Consider the following 14,307-nt stretch of genomic DNA (forward strand, 5'->3'; position numbering starts at 1 on the left):
GCGAATTCCATCTGGATTGTCTTGCCGGACGTATGCAAGCTTAAGATTTTCGAGGCTTCTCCTTTGCTTTTGCCGGGCACCCATGGCCGCTTTTGCGCGCATCCTCTGTCTTGCATTTCTGCCGCTGTTTGCGGGTTGTACATCCGTGCAGACAGACTTGGCCGTGCCCGGGAGTAAGTATTTCGACATCAAGACCGGCGCGGCAATCATCCATGTCAGAATCGACGGCGAACTCATACTGATCGCTTCAGCCATTTATCGCTGGATCAGCGACGGCACGAAAGCGGTGGAGGCTTATTTTGGCCAATTCCCCGTAACCGGCCTGCGGATTCAAGTATTTGAAGCCACTCGCACGGGAGTTCATGGGGGCACAAGCTTTGGCTATCCTTTACCCTACATACGCCTAAATGTGGGACCAGCCACCACGCCGGATCAATTCCTTCGCGATTGGACCTTGACCCACGAGCTCGTGCACCTCGCCTTTCCCGCCCTGAGCGATGAACAAGTCTGGGCGCAGGAGGGATTGGCCACCTATGTGGAGCCGCTCGCGCGGTATCAAGCAGGACAACTTGGCGCGCAGAAGGTGTGGATGGATATGGTGGATGGCCTACCTCATGGCATTCGGGAGCTGCGGCGCGCGGGACTGGATGAGAACGGATCCTGGGGATGTACGTATTGGGGAGGTGCGGCTTACTGGCTGTTCGCCGACATCGAGATTCGCAAGCGCTCGGGCAATAGGAGGGGTCTACAACATGCGCTGAAAGCGATACTGGCTTCGGGAGGACATAGCGGTGTCACATGGCCGGTCCGTAAAGCCTTGGGAACCGGCGACCGCAGTCTCGATGCGCCGGTATTGGTCGAATTGTATGAACGCATGCGAGCAGGCCCGCAACTCATCGATCTGGAACATCTCTGGCGTGAACTGGGCGTTCGCGTGGAGAACGGGAAGGTGATGTTCGACGATACGGCAGTCCTTGCTGCCATTCGCAAAGCGATTGCCGGATAGGCCTACATTGCCTGCGAATTCCCCCGGCTTGCGCGCACGCCCTGCAACATCTCGTGCACGTCGTGCGACATGACCGCCAAGAAGGCGGCGAGTCCGATATACCAGATGGCGTACTCCCACCGCTTGGCCGAGGGGACCGTGTAGTAAGCCGCGTTCTCCGGCGCATTGGGATCGAACTTGATGGCCTTCCAAACTTGCGGGGCGGCGATGAGCGCCATCAAGATCAGCAATGGGCTTGGGCGGTAGAAGAATAGTGCGATCAGCATGGGCGCTCCCACCAACCATAGCTTGGGCGAAATAGCCGCCGTAATCCGCCCGCCGTCGAAGGGCGAGAGCGGAATGAGATTAAAAAGGTTGAGAAAAAATCCCGAGTAGGCGAGGGCCAGCAACAAGTCGCTGTCATAGCTGCGTGCGAAGAAATAACACACCAGTGCACCAATGGTTCCGATCAACGGGCCCGCGAGCCCGATATAGGCTTCGGTTTCCGCGTCGTGGGGAAGGTCCTTCAGTTGAATCCACGCGCCCACGAAGGGAATGAAGGTGGGCGCGCCCACGTCGAGTCCGCGCCGGCGGGCGGCGATGTAATGGCCCATCTCGTGTACGAATATGAGAAGGACGAATCCCACCGCGTACCACCAACCGAAGATGAAGGCGTACACCACCACCGAAATGAGCATGGTGCCGCCGGTGGTGAGAATCTTCCCGAACTTAAGGCCCGAGAAGAGTAGGAGAAGTAGCTTCGTCAAGCCGTGCTATCCACGCCGCGGGAGGCCTTGCGGTTCTTGAAGTATTTCCACAGCCCCGCTGCGCCGAACAAGGCACCCACGCCGATGACCTTGGCGAACTTCGCGAGGAATACCGCGAGCATGGCGAAGAAGCCAAGTTTTTTCGCCACCACGCCGCCCACCAAGGCCGCCAAGCCGTATTCGGCGACTTTGTCGGTGGAGGAATTGAATTCCGCGTAACTCTTCCCTGGGTTGAAATTCAAGGCGGCCAACAGTTCCTTCGCAAAACGCTTCTCGGACTCTATCGCCGATGCGCCAGTCACCAGATTAAGACTGATGTAGCCCTCGCGCCCCAGCGCATAGGTGTCGTAGTTCACGGTGCGTTCGGTGCTGTCGGGCTCGCCCTTGCCTTTGGAAGCGATGGACCAAACGAGCCGGTGTTGGGCGCTATCGTAGGCCGGCGCCTGAATCCAACCGATGATCTCGGTTTCGGGAAGCCCCTTCGCCCGCCGCTCATCGTTGGCCGCCGCGGCGCCAGCGCGAATGCTTCCTAGCAACTCCTCCGCGTTCCATTCCTTGGCGTCATCGTCTTTCACGTAGCCGGCGGCGTCGTATTGCATCACGGCGAACCAATCGCCTTGATTGGCCTGGTTCCCGACCACCATCCCCAAGGGATCCTCGGTCACGCGATTGCCCATGGCCCGCAGTAACCGGCCCGCCTCCTTTCCAGGAAAGTAGGTATAGCCCTGAGGAAGCTTCAACGTGGCTTGGTCCATGAGCGGTACGTCGGCGGGCCCCTTCGTGGATTTGTGTTGGGCTTCAGCCACCGCGGCGTCGTACTCGATTTGCATGGCGTCCATGGCCGCAGGGCCACCCGCGGGCTGTTTGTCCTCGGCCGCCGCCGAATAGCCGAGGCAGGCCGCGATGAGTATCGAAATACGGATGAATAAGGTCATGCTAGCTCCCTTGGAGTTTCAAGTAGGATCATCCCACTCGCCCGTGGCTTGCGCGCGCGATAGCGCATGATCGGTCATTACCGGTCAATCTTAAGCAGGACGGGGCGCTTTATGAATGTCGTCCGTCCAATGCACCTCCTCGGGGTGCTCCACCATGGGTATGTCCAGATTTATCACCACGGGCTCTTGCCCGCTGCGGCACAGCACGCAGGAGAGCGGCTCATCGTCGCTCGCGTTGATTTCCTGGTGTGGAACGAAGGGCGGCACGTGAATAAAATCTCCCGGCCCTGCCTCGGCGGTGAATTCGAGATTATCGCCCCAGCGCATGCGCGCCTTTCCGCTCACCACGTAAATCACGCTTTCCACGGGGCCGTGGTGATGGGCACCGGTTTTGGCCTTGGGGTGGATCACCACCGTTCCCGCCCATAGCTTCTCCGCGCCACAGCGCTCATGCGTAATAGCCGCCGCCCGGTTCATTCCGGGTGTTTGCGCTGTATTGGTGTCCAGCTCGGTACTTTTCACGACGCGCACGCCGTTGAACTTCCATTTCATTCTTGCCTCCTTCTCCGCGATTTACTCCGGGAGCGCCGCTTGCAGCATCCTGGCCGCATGGACTGCCTCGCGCTTCGCTCCATCCTTGATCTGGTGCCGACAACTGGTGCCGCTGGCCACGATCCAATCCGCCGCCGCTGCCTGGCGCACCCTTGGCAGCAGCGAGGCCTCCGCCATTTTCATCGAAACATCGTAGTGTTCGGCGCGGTAACCGAAGTCCCCGGCCATCCCGCAGCAGCTCGATGGAATTTGCTCCACTTTGAGACCGGGAATCATTTTGAGCACGCGCTCCACGCCGTCCATCAAGCCAAAGGCCTTTTGATGGCAATGGCCGTGCACGTGAGCGGTCTTTCCTTCCATGGATCGCAGCGGCAGGTTAAGGCTACCCGCGCTGTGCTCGCGCGCGAGAAATTCCTCGAACAGCAGCGCGTGTTCCGGAACGTCCCCAAGCTCGGTCTTGTCCAGCATCACCGTGTATTCATCGCGCAATGTGAGCAGGCACGATGGTTCGAGGCCCACGATGGGCACGCCGCGTTGCGCGTAAGCGCGCAGGGCAGCCAGCAAGCGCTTCGCTTCCACCCGCGCCTCGTCCACCAGGCCAGCGGCGAGAAAGGTACGCCCGCAACAAAGCGGCCGGTCCGCGCCACGCGCGAGATGAGCGCGATAGCCCGCCGCGCCCAACACATTGAGCGCGGCCGATACGTTCTCTGGTTCGAACCAGCGATTGAAGGTGTCGGCGAAGAGCACGACTTCTCGCTCGCCACGAGCTGGAACTTGCCATTGCGCCTCGGGATCGGCGTGCCATACGGGCAAGCTGCGCCGCCCGCTAATGCCGGTGAGCGCTTCGCTGAGCGCGGCCGCGCCGGGAATGCGGTCGCGCAGATTCAGTAAAGCCGAGAATTTCGACCACGCGGGCGCATTGCGCGGCAGATAAGCGATCATCTTCTGCCGCGCACTCAGCCCGTGGCGCCGTGTGTAGTGATGCATGAACTCGATCTTCATGCGCGCCATGTCCACCCCTGTGGGGCACTCGCGCTTGCAACCCTTGCACCCCACGCACAAGGACATGGCCTCGTGCATGGCGGGCGAGGCGAGCGCATCGCTACCCAAACGCCCGGAGAGCGCGAGCCTGAGCGAGTTGGCGCGCCCGCGCGTTAGGTGCTGTTCCTCTTGCGTTACGCGATAGGAGGGGCACATGGTGCCCGCGTCGAACTTGCGGCAATGGCCGTTGTTGTTGCACATCTCCGTGGCCGCAAGGAGTCCGTCGCCGCGCCCGTGCACATCCCAGGCGGACCAGTCGAGCGCCGTTCGAATCGCTTGCGGCTGGTATCCGGGGCCGGCGCGAAAGAGCGACCGGTCGTCCATCTTCGAGGGCTTCACGATCTTGCCTGGGTTCATCAAGTTGCGCGGATCGAAGATGGCCTTGATCTCGCCCAGCGCCGCCGCCAGCCGTTGCCCGATGATGGGCTCGATCCACTCCGAGCGCACCAACCCATCGCCGTGCTCGCCCGAGAAAGCGCCCTTGTAGCGCTTGACCAACTCGCAGGCTTCCTCGGCGATGGCGCGCATTTTGAGCGCACCATCGCCCTTCATGTTCAGCACCGGGCGCACGTGCAGCGTGCCCACGGAAGCGTGGGCGTACCAGGTGCCGCGCGTGCCGTGCTTGTGGAAAATCTCCGTGAGTTGCCGCGTGTATTCGGCGAGATGTTCCAGCGGCACCGCGCAATCCTCGATAAAGGACACGGGTTTGCCATCGCCCTTCATGGACATCATGATGTTGAGGCCAGCCTTGCGAACCTCCCAGATTTCGCGCTGGAGCGCGAGATCCGTTATTTGAACCACGGAGTTTGGCAGACTCAGATCGGCCATGAGTTCGGCCAGTTCTTCTAGTTTGCGCGATGGGTCTGTTTCGCCCGCGAACTCCACTAGCAGGATGGCTTCAGGGTCGCCCACCAGGAAGCGGTCGACGATGGGCCGAAAGGACGCATTTCCCCGAGCCAGATCGATCATGGTGCGGTCCACCAACTCCACCGCATCGGGCCCGAGCTTCACGATATGCTGGGCGCACTCCATCGCGCGGTAGAAGGCGGGGAAGTGGATCACCCCCAGAGCCTTTTGTGCTGGAATGCGCGCGAGTTTCAGCTTGAGGCGCTCGCTATAGGCGAGCGTGCCTTCGGAGCCCACCAGCAGATGCGCCAGGTTGTGCTCAGTGCCAGGCAGCACCATGTCCAGGTTATAGCCTTGCACGCGGCGCAATACCTTGGGCCAGCGCTGCGCGATTTCCGTGGCTTCGCGCTGGGCCACGGTGTGGATGCGCTCTACCAGGCTCTTGGCGTTGGCGGAACACGCTTGCGGTGCCGCGAAGTGCATCCGTGTTCCGCCGGCGAGCCATGCGTCGATTCCCAACACGTTGTGCACCATGTTGCCGTAGCGGATGGAGCGCGAGCCGCAGGAATTGTTTCCCGCCATCCCTCCCAGGGTCGCCTGGGCGGAGGTGGAGACATCCACCGGAAACCAAAGTCCCCGCGGGCGCAACGCCGCGTTGAGCTGGTCCAGCACGACGCCTGGTTGCACGGTGATCTGTTCGCCTTCGGCATCCAGTTCGCCGATTTGCGCGAGGTGCTTGGAATGATCGATGATGAGCGCACGGCCCACACTTTGCCCGCACTGAGAGCTGCCCGCGCCGCGCGGCAAGATGGGAATGTCTTCCTCAACGGCGATTTGTAGCGCGATACGCGCGGCCTCCTCCGTGCGCGGCACCACCACGCCTATGGGCTCGATCTGGTAGATGGAGGCATCCGTGCTGTAGCGCCCCCGGCTAAAGGCATCGAAGTAAACATCGCCTTCGACTTCTTTGCGCAGCCGTTTGACCAAGGCACTGGTAGCGGTGGGAGTAAACCTGATAGGTGCGGCGGCGCTCACGGGTAACCGGAATTGCACATTGGATTAGTCGGCTGGATGTTAGCCTATGTCACCAAGAATCTGTTCAAGGAGTTGCTGATGTATAGGGCGGGACGCCATTTTCTTCAGATTCCGGGGCCCACCAATGTTCCGGACCGCGTGCTGCGCGCCATTGACCAGGCGACCATGGATCACCGGGGGGCCGGCTTCGCGGCCCTGGGCCTGGAAGTGCTGGCCGGGCTGAAGTCCGTGTTCAAGACGCGCCATCCCGTCATCATATACCCAGCTTCTGGCACGGGCGCGTGGGAAGCGGCGCTCGCCAACACGCTCTCGCCGCGCGACCGTGTGCTGATGTACGAAACCGGCCACTTCAGCACCCTGTGGAAAAGGATGGCGGAGAATCTCGGGTTGGAAACGATTTTCCTACCTGGGGACTGGCGCCACGGCGCCGACCATGCCGCCATGGAATTCGAGTTGCTCGCCGACCGCGAGCATCGCATCAAGGCCGTGTGCGTGGTGCACAACGAAACCTCCACCGGCGCGGTCACGCGCGTGCCTCTCATTCGCCGTGCCTTGGACCGTGCGCAACATCCCGCGCTGCTGATGGCCGACACGATTTCTTCCCTTGCCTGCATCGACTACCGCATGGATGAATGGGGCGTGGATGTCACCGTTGCCGGATCGCAGAAAGGATTGATGCTGCCGCCCGGACTCAGCTTTAACGCGGTGAACGTCAAGGCGCAAGTCGCCTCGCGCTCGGCGCTACTACCGCGCGCGTATTGGAACTGGGCAGACATGCTGGCGGCCAACGAGACAGGTTATTTTCCCTACACGCCCGCGACCAACATGCTCTATGGATTGCGCGAAGCCTTGCGCATGTTGCAGGAAGAAGGTTTGGACAACGTGTTCGCGCGCCACCAGCGCCACGGCGAAGCCACGCGGCGCGCTGTGAAAGCGTGGGGTTTGGAAATATTGTGCAGCAACCCCGAGGAATACAGCAATTCGCTCACCGCCGTGCAACTACCCCCGGGGCACGATGCCGATCACTTGCGCAAAATCATTTTGGAGCGCTTCGATATGTCGCTCGGCACCGGCCTCGGCAAGCTACAAGGCCGGGTATTTCGCATCGGTCATCTGGGGGATTTCAATGACCTCGCCTTGGCGGCAACGCTCTGCGGCGTGGAGATGGGGCTGGCGCTGGCAGGCGTGAACATCGAACGCAAGGGTGTGGCAGCCGCGCTGGAAAATCTCGGTAACGCGGAAACCTTAGCCGCTGTCAGGTAAATCGCTGCCCTTGCCGGCCGCGCGCGACAAGCGGTCGGCGATGGCGGACCATGCCATCCCTGGCGGCACTTCTTCCACGAGGATGGCGTTGCAGCGAAGGCGATCCAGTTCGCGCAAGTGGGCATAGAGCGCCCGCGCGTAACCCTCGGGCTCGCTAGGCGCCTCGCGCCACGTGCCACGCTCCCAACCTCCAGGACGTGGCCTCCGGGCGAGAACGGCAAGAGGTGCTTGCATGGATCGCGCAACCTCGTCCAATGCGGCACTAGGTACCAGTACGACTGGCGTACTGGGAGCGTAATGCGAGGCGAGGCTGCCCGAAACGCGCGGTGCCGCGGCGGTAGGGAGATTCGGCGCAAGTCCCGTCGCGGCGCGGATATCGTCCCCAGTAATTTTTCCCGGCCGCAGAATAAAGGGAATGCCGCTGGAGCAATCCACGATGGTGGATTCGATGCCCACGTCGCATGCTCCGCCATCCAGTACCAAGTCCACGCGGCCGCCCAATTCGTCCCGTACGTGCGCGGCGGTGGTGGGGCTCACATGGCCGAAGCGGTTAGCCGACGGTGCCGCAACGCCTCCGCCGAAAGCCTGCAACAAAGCTTGCGCCATCGGGTGAGCCGGTACGCGCAATCCCACGGTGTCCTGCCCGCCGGTCACTTCATCCAGTACCCGCGCGTGGCGCTTAAGGATGAGAGTCATGGGCCCAGGCCAGAACGCGCTCGCGAGCTGGCTCGCCGCGGCCGGAATGTCGTGCGCCCATTGACCAATCTGGTCCTCGGTAGCGAGATGCACGATGAGCGGATGCGCGGTCGGCCTTCCCTTGGCCTCGAAGATTCGCCGCACAGCCGCTGGATTCGAAGCATCGGCGCCCAATCCGTAGACCGTTTCCGTGGGAAAGGCCACGAGTCCCCCGCCTCGCAATATGCGCACGGCGCCCTCCAACAGGACGCGCTCCATCTATTTCCAATCGCCGCGCAGGGCAACCACGCGCGCGCGCAACAACTCCGGAGTGACGCCGCCCGAAGCGACGGCCTCGCCGATCGCCACGCGCAATCGCCGAAACAAGGTACCGAGGGTAAAGCGCTTGAACAAGCTGCGCTCAAAGCGCGAGAAGGGCGATTCCCAAAGCCCGGAGATCGCCACGGGCAGCACCGGCACTGGCCTGCGCTCCAGGATGCGCGCCACGCCTGGCCGAAATTCGCCGATCTCGCCGTCCGCGGTGAGCTTCCCTTCGGGGAAGATACATACGATTTCTCCCGTGGCCAGCTCCCGGTCCACTTCCTCGAAGGCACGCTCCAGCAGCACGGGATCCACTTTAGCGGGGGCGATGGGTATCACCTTCGCTGCCCGAAACAGAAAATTGAGCACCGGTACGTTGTAGATCTTGTGATCCATCACGAAACGTACCGGGCGGTGCACGGCGGCGGCGAGCACCATGGCGTCGGCGAAGGAAACATGATTGCACACGAGCAGCGCCGGGCCTTCCTCGGGAATATTTTCAAGGCCTGTTTTCTTCAAACGGAAAATCGTGTGGACCAGCATCCAATCGACGAAGCGCCATAAATACTCTGGAACCAAGGTGTAGATGTAGAAGGCCACTGCGGCATTGAACAATGCGCAGGTCAGAATCAATTCTGGAATGGTGAGGCCCACGGAGAGCAATAGGGCGGCGATTCCAGCGGCCGCCACCATGAACAGCGCATTGAGAATATTGTTTGCCGCGACGATACGGGAGGTGTGCGTGATTTGCGTGCGGGTCTGGATAAACCCGTAGAGCGGCACGATGTAAAAACCGCCGAATAGCCCCAGCAGAAATAAATCCACGAGCAGCCGGCCGCTGCCGGCGCTGCCGATGAATTCCATCACGGGCCGCATGGACCCGGTCGCCGCGGGCGTCGCGAAGTACAAATCCGCGGCGAAGAGCGTGATGCCTATGGACCCGAAAGGCACAAGCCCAATTTCCACCCGGCCCGCCGACAACCGCTCGCACAACAGAGAACCCACCGCCACGCCCACCGAGAACAACATCAGAAGCAAGGTCACCACATGCTCGTCACCCCCCAGCACGGACTTGGCGTAGTTGGGGAATTGCGAGAGCAGCAACGCGCCAAAAAACCAAAACCAGGAGATGCCAAGCACCGACAGAAATACCGAGCGCTTCTGACGCGCGAATCGAATCGTATCCACGATGCCAGTGATGGGATTGATGCCGATCTTTAGACTGGGATCCGCGCTCTGCGTGGAGGGGACAAACAGGCTGCACAAGAAGCCAAAGGCCGCCACTCCCACCAGAGCCAAGGTCAACGCCGGCACTTCCGCGCTCGCGCCCGCCAGTAAGCCGGCCACGACAGTGCCAATCAGTATGGCGGCGAAGGTTCCCGACTCCACCAATCCGTTGCCGCCGGTCAACTCGTCTTCCTTCAGGACACGGGGCAAGATCGAGTACTTCACCGGCCCAAAAAACGCGGAGTGCGTGCCCATGAGAAACAGTGCCGCGAGCAAAAGTGGAAGACTCTTCAGCGCCAATCCATAGCAGGCCAGGGCCATGATCAGCACTTCGGCGAATTTGATCGTGCGGATGAGGACCGATTTGTCGTAACGGTCCGCCAATTGCCCGCCCGTGGCCGAGAACAAAACGAAGGGCAGGATGAAGACTCCCGCCGCCAGATTGGCCAGCAATCCTGGGTCAAGGCTCGTATAAGACGCCGCTTGGTAAGTGACAAGCAGCACCAGCACGTTCTTGTAGAGATTGTCGTTGAAGGCCCCGGACAACTGCGCAAGAAAAAACGGCAAGAAGCGCCGCTCGGTGAGTAGATGAAATTGGTTGGGCCTTATCATCAAAATAATCTCGCCACGGAGACACCGGGACACAGAGCAAGACAGGAACGCGAATTATTGCGGCGGAAGATCCCCTTACCCATGAACCTCCCCGCTCGGGCGGGGAGCGCAACACTCCATTCTCCCAGCAGGAGAAGGGAAGGGGATGAGGAAAGAGACGCCAGCCACATCGGGTTCATGGCCGCAATTCGCGGCGCGCGCGCCGTGGCGCCTCTCCCCCCGGGAGAGGGTTAGGGTGAGCGAGGTAGTGCATGGAGGATGGCTGCCTCATCGTTTGTGTCTACCCAATCAACCGCCTCGCTGCCTCTTCGTATTTCTCCGCGGTACGCCTCAATACGTCCTCGGGTAACGCTGGCGCGGGTGGTTTCTTGTTCCATTGCCGTGCCTCCAACCAATAGCGCACGAACTGCTTATCGAAACTCGGCGGACTGCTCCCGGGCTTATAGCTATCCACGGGCCAAAAGCGCGAGGAATCCGGCGTCAGCGCCTCATCGATCAAATGCACCGTCCCCGCGGCATCCGTGCCGAATTCGAACTTCGTATCCGCGATGATGATGTCGCGCGTGGCGGCGTAAGCCGCGGCTTCCGTGTAGAGCGCAATCGTTTTCTCGCGCACCAGCGCCGCGCGTTCCTTGCCCAACAAGCGCTCCGCTTCGGCGAAGGAGATATTTTCGTCGTGCGAACCGGTCGGCGCTTTGGTGGAAGGCGTGAAGATCGCGCTAGGCAGCTTATCCGCTTCGCGCAAATTCCTCGGCAGCGCAAGGCCGCAAATCGTCCCTGTCTTTTGATAATCCTTCCAACCCGAACCCGCTACATAACCGCGCACGATGGCCTCGATGGGCAACGGCATGAAGCGCTTCACCACCATGGCGCGCCCGGCCACCTGGTCGCGCTCGTGAGGCGCCACGACGGACTCGGGCGGCGTATCGAGATAGTGATTGGGGATGATGTGCGCGAGTTTCTTGAACCAGAAGACGGACACCTTCGTCAGCACCTTGCCCTTGCCGGGAATGGGCGTGGGCAGGATTACGTCGAAAGCGGACAAGCGGTCCGTCTGGATCACCAGCAGACGCTCGCTGTCGATCTCATACAGATCGCGTACCTTGCCGCGGTGAAGAAAACGCAAGGAAGTAAGTTTGGTTTCTAGAATGGAGTTCATTCAAACTCGGAGTCCGTGGTGCCACGGGCAATGCGCGACAGCCAGCAGTGAAAGAGCGGCGAGTTTAGCAGTTCTCCTAATTCTCAAGATAAGCCTATAGCCCATCTAGCGGACTACGCACCCCTTTTCCACCTCTATTGAGAACGTGGGTATAAATCATCGTGGTGCTCACGTCGCTATGACTCATAAGCTCTTGCACCGTACGGATGTCGTAGCCGGACTGAATCAGATGAGTCGCAAAACTGTGCCTAAGCGTGAGGGGTAGCGGATTTGTTGAACGCCGTAGGGTTACCGGTTACCTACCGCTTGCCACAACGGGCGCGGCTCGATGTGAAGCAGATCGAGTCCGGTGCGCTTTACGGACCGGCGTTGAGCGCTTGCGTCATCGGCAGATCAACCGTGTGCACGAAGAAGGTTGTGACGGTTGCCTATGCACCGCTTGCGGCAAGATCGTGCGCCGGTAGCGAAGCGTAGCCCCGCAGTGGGGCAGCTTAACTCCACATCAGCTTGAATCGCACCCCCTTGTAGGGTCATAGCTTGCCTTTTTCACGAACCCGGCGTAAGGTTCCGCAATGGCCCGCCCCCTTCGCATTGAGTTCCCCGGCGCCGTTTACCACGTCACCGCGCGTGGCGGCCATGGCGAACCTATTTTCACCGGCGATGAAGACCGCCTCGGGTTTCTTGGCATCGTGGCCCAGGCGCTCGCCCGCTTCGGCGGCGAGATGCTCGCCTATTGCCTGATGGGCAACCACTATCACTTTGTGCTGCATACCCGGCAGGCCAATCTATCCCTGCTCATGCGCCATGTCAACAGCGTCTACACCCAGAGCTTCAACCGCCGCCACGGCAAGGCAGGACCCGTGATGCAGGGCCGCTTCAAGGCGATCTTGGTGGACCGGGACGCCTACTTGCTGAAGGTTTGCCGGTACGTGGAGCTGAACCCGGTTCGGGCCAAGATGGCGAGGCGCCCCGAGGCCTGGCCTTGGTCCAGCTACCGGGCGCACGCGGGAAAGGCGAAAGCACCGGCCTGGTTAGACACCGATGGCCTGCACGGCTATGTGCTGGGGCGGCCAGTGCGAAACGCGGCGGACCGCCGCCGGGGAGCCCAGCGTTATGCCGAGCAGATGGCCAGCGCCAAGGATGAGCGTATATGGGAGACTGGATTACGCCGGCAGATCTACCTGGGGGACGAGGACTTCGTGGATCGCATGAACGCGCTGGCGCGGCCCCACAACAGTACGGACCGCGACATCCCCAAGGCGCAACGGCGAAAGGGCCTTAGCCTGGCCCAGTGGCTGAACGCCTGCGATTCGCGCGAGGAGGCGTTGTACCGGGCGCACACCGAAGGCGGCATCACCATGAGTGCCATCGCACGGGAACTCGGGCTTTCGGTTTCCCGCATCAGCCGGCTGATCGCAAAGGCTGAGCAGGAAAGAGGCAAGGCCTGACACCGTTTCACGAGCCCGCCGAGTAACTGGTATCGCGCCTTACTTCATCGCCACGCGCTTGGCCGCGCCGGGCAAATAGGGATTGTTCTCGCTTAGCCACCTCTTCGCCTTGAACAGGTCATTGCCTGGGATTCCGGCCAGATGCTCGGATAGGCGGTCCAGGTACATCGCCACGATAAGCGCCTGCTCCCTCGCGGAAGAATCGGGCGCGTACTTGGCCTCCATGGCGTAAGCCCACGAGTAAGGCCAGTTGCTTTGCAGGCGTTTTGCGACATCAAGAAGCGGGGTGAGGTAGCGCGCATCCGCCGTTAGCTCCCGAAGTTTCTCGTAAGTTTCCAGCAATTGATAGGTAGGCGGAATGTCTTGCCCCCCGTCGTCCGGCCTCTCGGTGAAGGCGCTCCACAGAGCGGTGGCGGAGGACTCGAAATCCCCGCGCAAACCATGGGCATAGCCTTTTGCCAGCAGGTAGAAAAAGTCCCTCCCGCCGCGCAAGCGGTAAGTTTCCAGTTCGGCCATGGCTTCTTCCTGTTTACCGGTCTTGGCGAGCCCCATGACGATGTAGGGGAGTATTGTCCCGTTCATCTTCGAGGGCCCGGCGCCGCCGAGTTTCCTCAGGGCGGTAATCATGGCGGGGTAGTCACCGCGCTTGAATGAGAAGTATCCCGCGCCTAGCAATTGGTAGGTGTAGTCATCCTCCTGTCGAGGCGCCGATGCCAAGAGCTGCAAGCTGCCCTCGCGGGCGGGCCGGTCGATCATCGAGGCTTGGAATAAGAAGCGCTCCTTGAGTATTTGCTCGCGCGCCGGATTGGCCTGAACCGACTTCGCGAAGCGCAGTAACTCATCATCGGTGGAGGCAACGATCCGGTTCGCCAGTACCGCGCTATCCCAGCCGGTGTCATCTTTCGACGATTGCAATGCTTCTTTCAGACGCCGCCAGCCTATGCCGGCTTCCCCGAGAAGAAACGAGTAAGTCGATTCCGTGACCAAGGCGCGCAAGGACTTGCTCTGATCGTACTCGGTTTGCGCAATCTTGCGAGCATCGGCCCACTGGTTTTCGCTGATGGCGATCAGCCTAAGACTGGACAACTCCGCCTGGGACCCGGATTTATAAGCCGCGGACAGCTTGAAGAATTGAATGGCGGCCGCCGTTTCCCCAGCGCGCCAGAACAATGCGCCGGCGTCATGGGCGCGTTGCGACAGTTCGGCGCCGCCTGACGTCTGGGCTTTAAAGGCAGGATAACTAAACAGGGTTGAAAATGCGGCTGGCGTATCGCGCTGCCCCAGTTGAACCCTGGCCAGCGCCAGATAATTTTTCCAGTCTCCAGGCCGCGCGCGAATTTCATCTTGCAGTAACGCGGCATGCCGCGCCTGGTCTTCGCTCGAGGTTGCGCGCTCGATGAGATATTCGCCGCGGCGCGGATCGCCAACGAAACGATGGTCA

General features: G+C 61.0%; 11 protein-coding genes and 1 pseudogene. 4 read left to right on the forward strand and 8 right to left on the reverse strand.

Annotated elements, in window-relative coordinates:
• The first annotated feature begins 82 nt into the window (after positions 1 to 82).
• Positions 83 to 1,006, forward strand: coding sequence for a hypothetical protein (locus EXR36_07110; GenBank protein MSQ59404.1), 924 nt, complete (start codon positions 83 to 85; stop codon positions 1,004 to 1,006).
• Between the two features lie 2 nt (positions 1,007 to 1,008).
• Here the strand turns inward: EXR36_07110 and EXR36_07115 are convergent, their stop codons facing one another.
• From EXR36_07115 to EXR36_07130, 4 genes are all read right to left on the reverse strand, one after another.
• Positions 1,009 to 1,752 (reverse strand): site-2 protease family protein, encoded by a 744-nt coding sequence (locus EXR36_07115; protein ID MSQ59405.1) that lies wholly within the window; start codon positions 1,750 to 1,752, stop codon positions 1,009 to 1,011.
• Complete coding sequence (locus EXR36_07120) at positions 1,749 to 2,687, reverse strand: DUF2167 domain-containing protein (protein ID MSQ59406.1); 939 nt, start codon at positions 2,685 to 2,687, stop codon at positions 1,749 to 1,751. Before EXR36_07120 ends, EXR36_07115 begins: the two co-directional genes overlap by 4 nt.
• A 90-nt stretch (positions 2,688 to 2,777) precedes the next feature.
• Positions 2,778 to 3,239: a cupin domain-containing protein gene (locus EXR36_07125; protein ID MSQ59407.1), complete on the reverse strand. Its 462-nt coding sequence runs from the start codon at positions 3,237 to 3,239 to the stop codon at positions 2,778 to 2,780.
• A 21-nt stretch (positions 3,240 to 3,260) separates the two neighbouring features.
• Positions 3,261 to 6,179, reverse strand: coding sequence for an FAD-binding oxidoreductase (locus EXR36_07130; protein ID MSQ59408.1), 2,919 nt, complete (start codon positions 6,177 to 6,179; stop codon positions 3,261 to 3,263).
• Positions 6,180 to 6,239: 60 nt separating this feature from the next.
• On the opposite strand from EXR36_07130, the gene EXR36_07135 reads away from it, so the two are divergent.
• On the forward strand, positions 6,240 to 7,424 hold the full coding sequence (locus EXR36_07135; GenBank protein MSQ59409.1) for an aminotransferase class V-fold PLP-dependent enzyme: 1,185 nt from the start codon (positions 6,240 to 6,242) through the stop codon (positions 7,422 to 7,424).
• Here the strand turns inward: EXR36_07135 and EXR36_07140 are convergent.
• The 4 genes and pseudogenes from EXR36_07140 to EXR36_07155 form a co-directional block, all read right to left on the reverse strand.
• Positions 7,407 to 8,378: a threonylcarbamoyl-AMP synthase gene (locus tag EXR36_07140; GenBank protein MSQ59410.1), complete on the reverse strand. Its 972-nt coding sequence runs from the start codon at positions 8,376 to 8,378 to the stop codon at positions 7,407 to 7,409. The genes EXR36_07135 and EXR36_07140 overlap by 18 nt on opposite strands.
• Positions 8,379 to 10,259: an MFS transporter gene (locus tag EXR36_07145; GenBank protein ID MSQ59411.1), complete on the reverse strand. Its 1,881-nt coding sequence runs from the start codon at positions 10,257 to 10,259 to the stop codon at positions 8,379 to 8,381.
• A 280-nt stretch (positions 10,260 to 10,539) separates the two neighbouring features.
• Positions 10,540 to 11,418, reverse strand: a complete 879-nt coding sequence (locus tag EXR36_07150; protein ID MSQ59412.1) for a phosphoribosylaminoimidazolesuccinocarboxamide synthase — start codon at positions 11,416 to 11,418, stop codon at positions 10,540 to 10,542.
• 94 nt (positions 11,419 to 11,512) lie between these two features.
• A pseudogene (locus tag EXR36_07155) lies at positions 11,513 to 11,674 on the reverse strand (integron integrase).
• Positions 11,675 to 11,688: 14 nt separating this feature from the next.
• Here EXR36_07155 and EXR36_07160 point away from each other — a divergent pair.
• Complete coding sequence (locus EXR36_07160; GenBank protein MSQ59413.1) at positions 11,689 to 11,892, forward strand: hypothetical protein; 204 nt, start codon at positions 11,689 to 11,691, stop codon at positions 11,890 to 11,892.
• A gap of 98 nt (positions 11,893 to 11,990) precedes the next feature.
• Positions 11,991 to 12,866, forward strand: coding sequence for a transposase (locus EXR36_07165; protein MSQ59414.1), 876 nt, complete (start codon positions 11,991 to 11,993; stop codon positions 12,864 to 12,866).
• The last annotated feature ends 1,441 nt before the right edge of the window (positions 12,867 to 14,307 follow it).

Source organism: Betaproteobacteria bacterium (assembly GCA_009693245.1).
Lineage (GTDB): Bacteria > Pseudomonadota > Gammaproteobacteria > Burkholderiales > SHXO01 > SHXO01.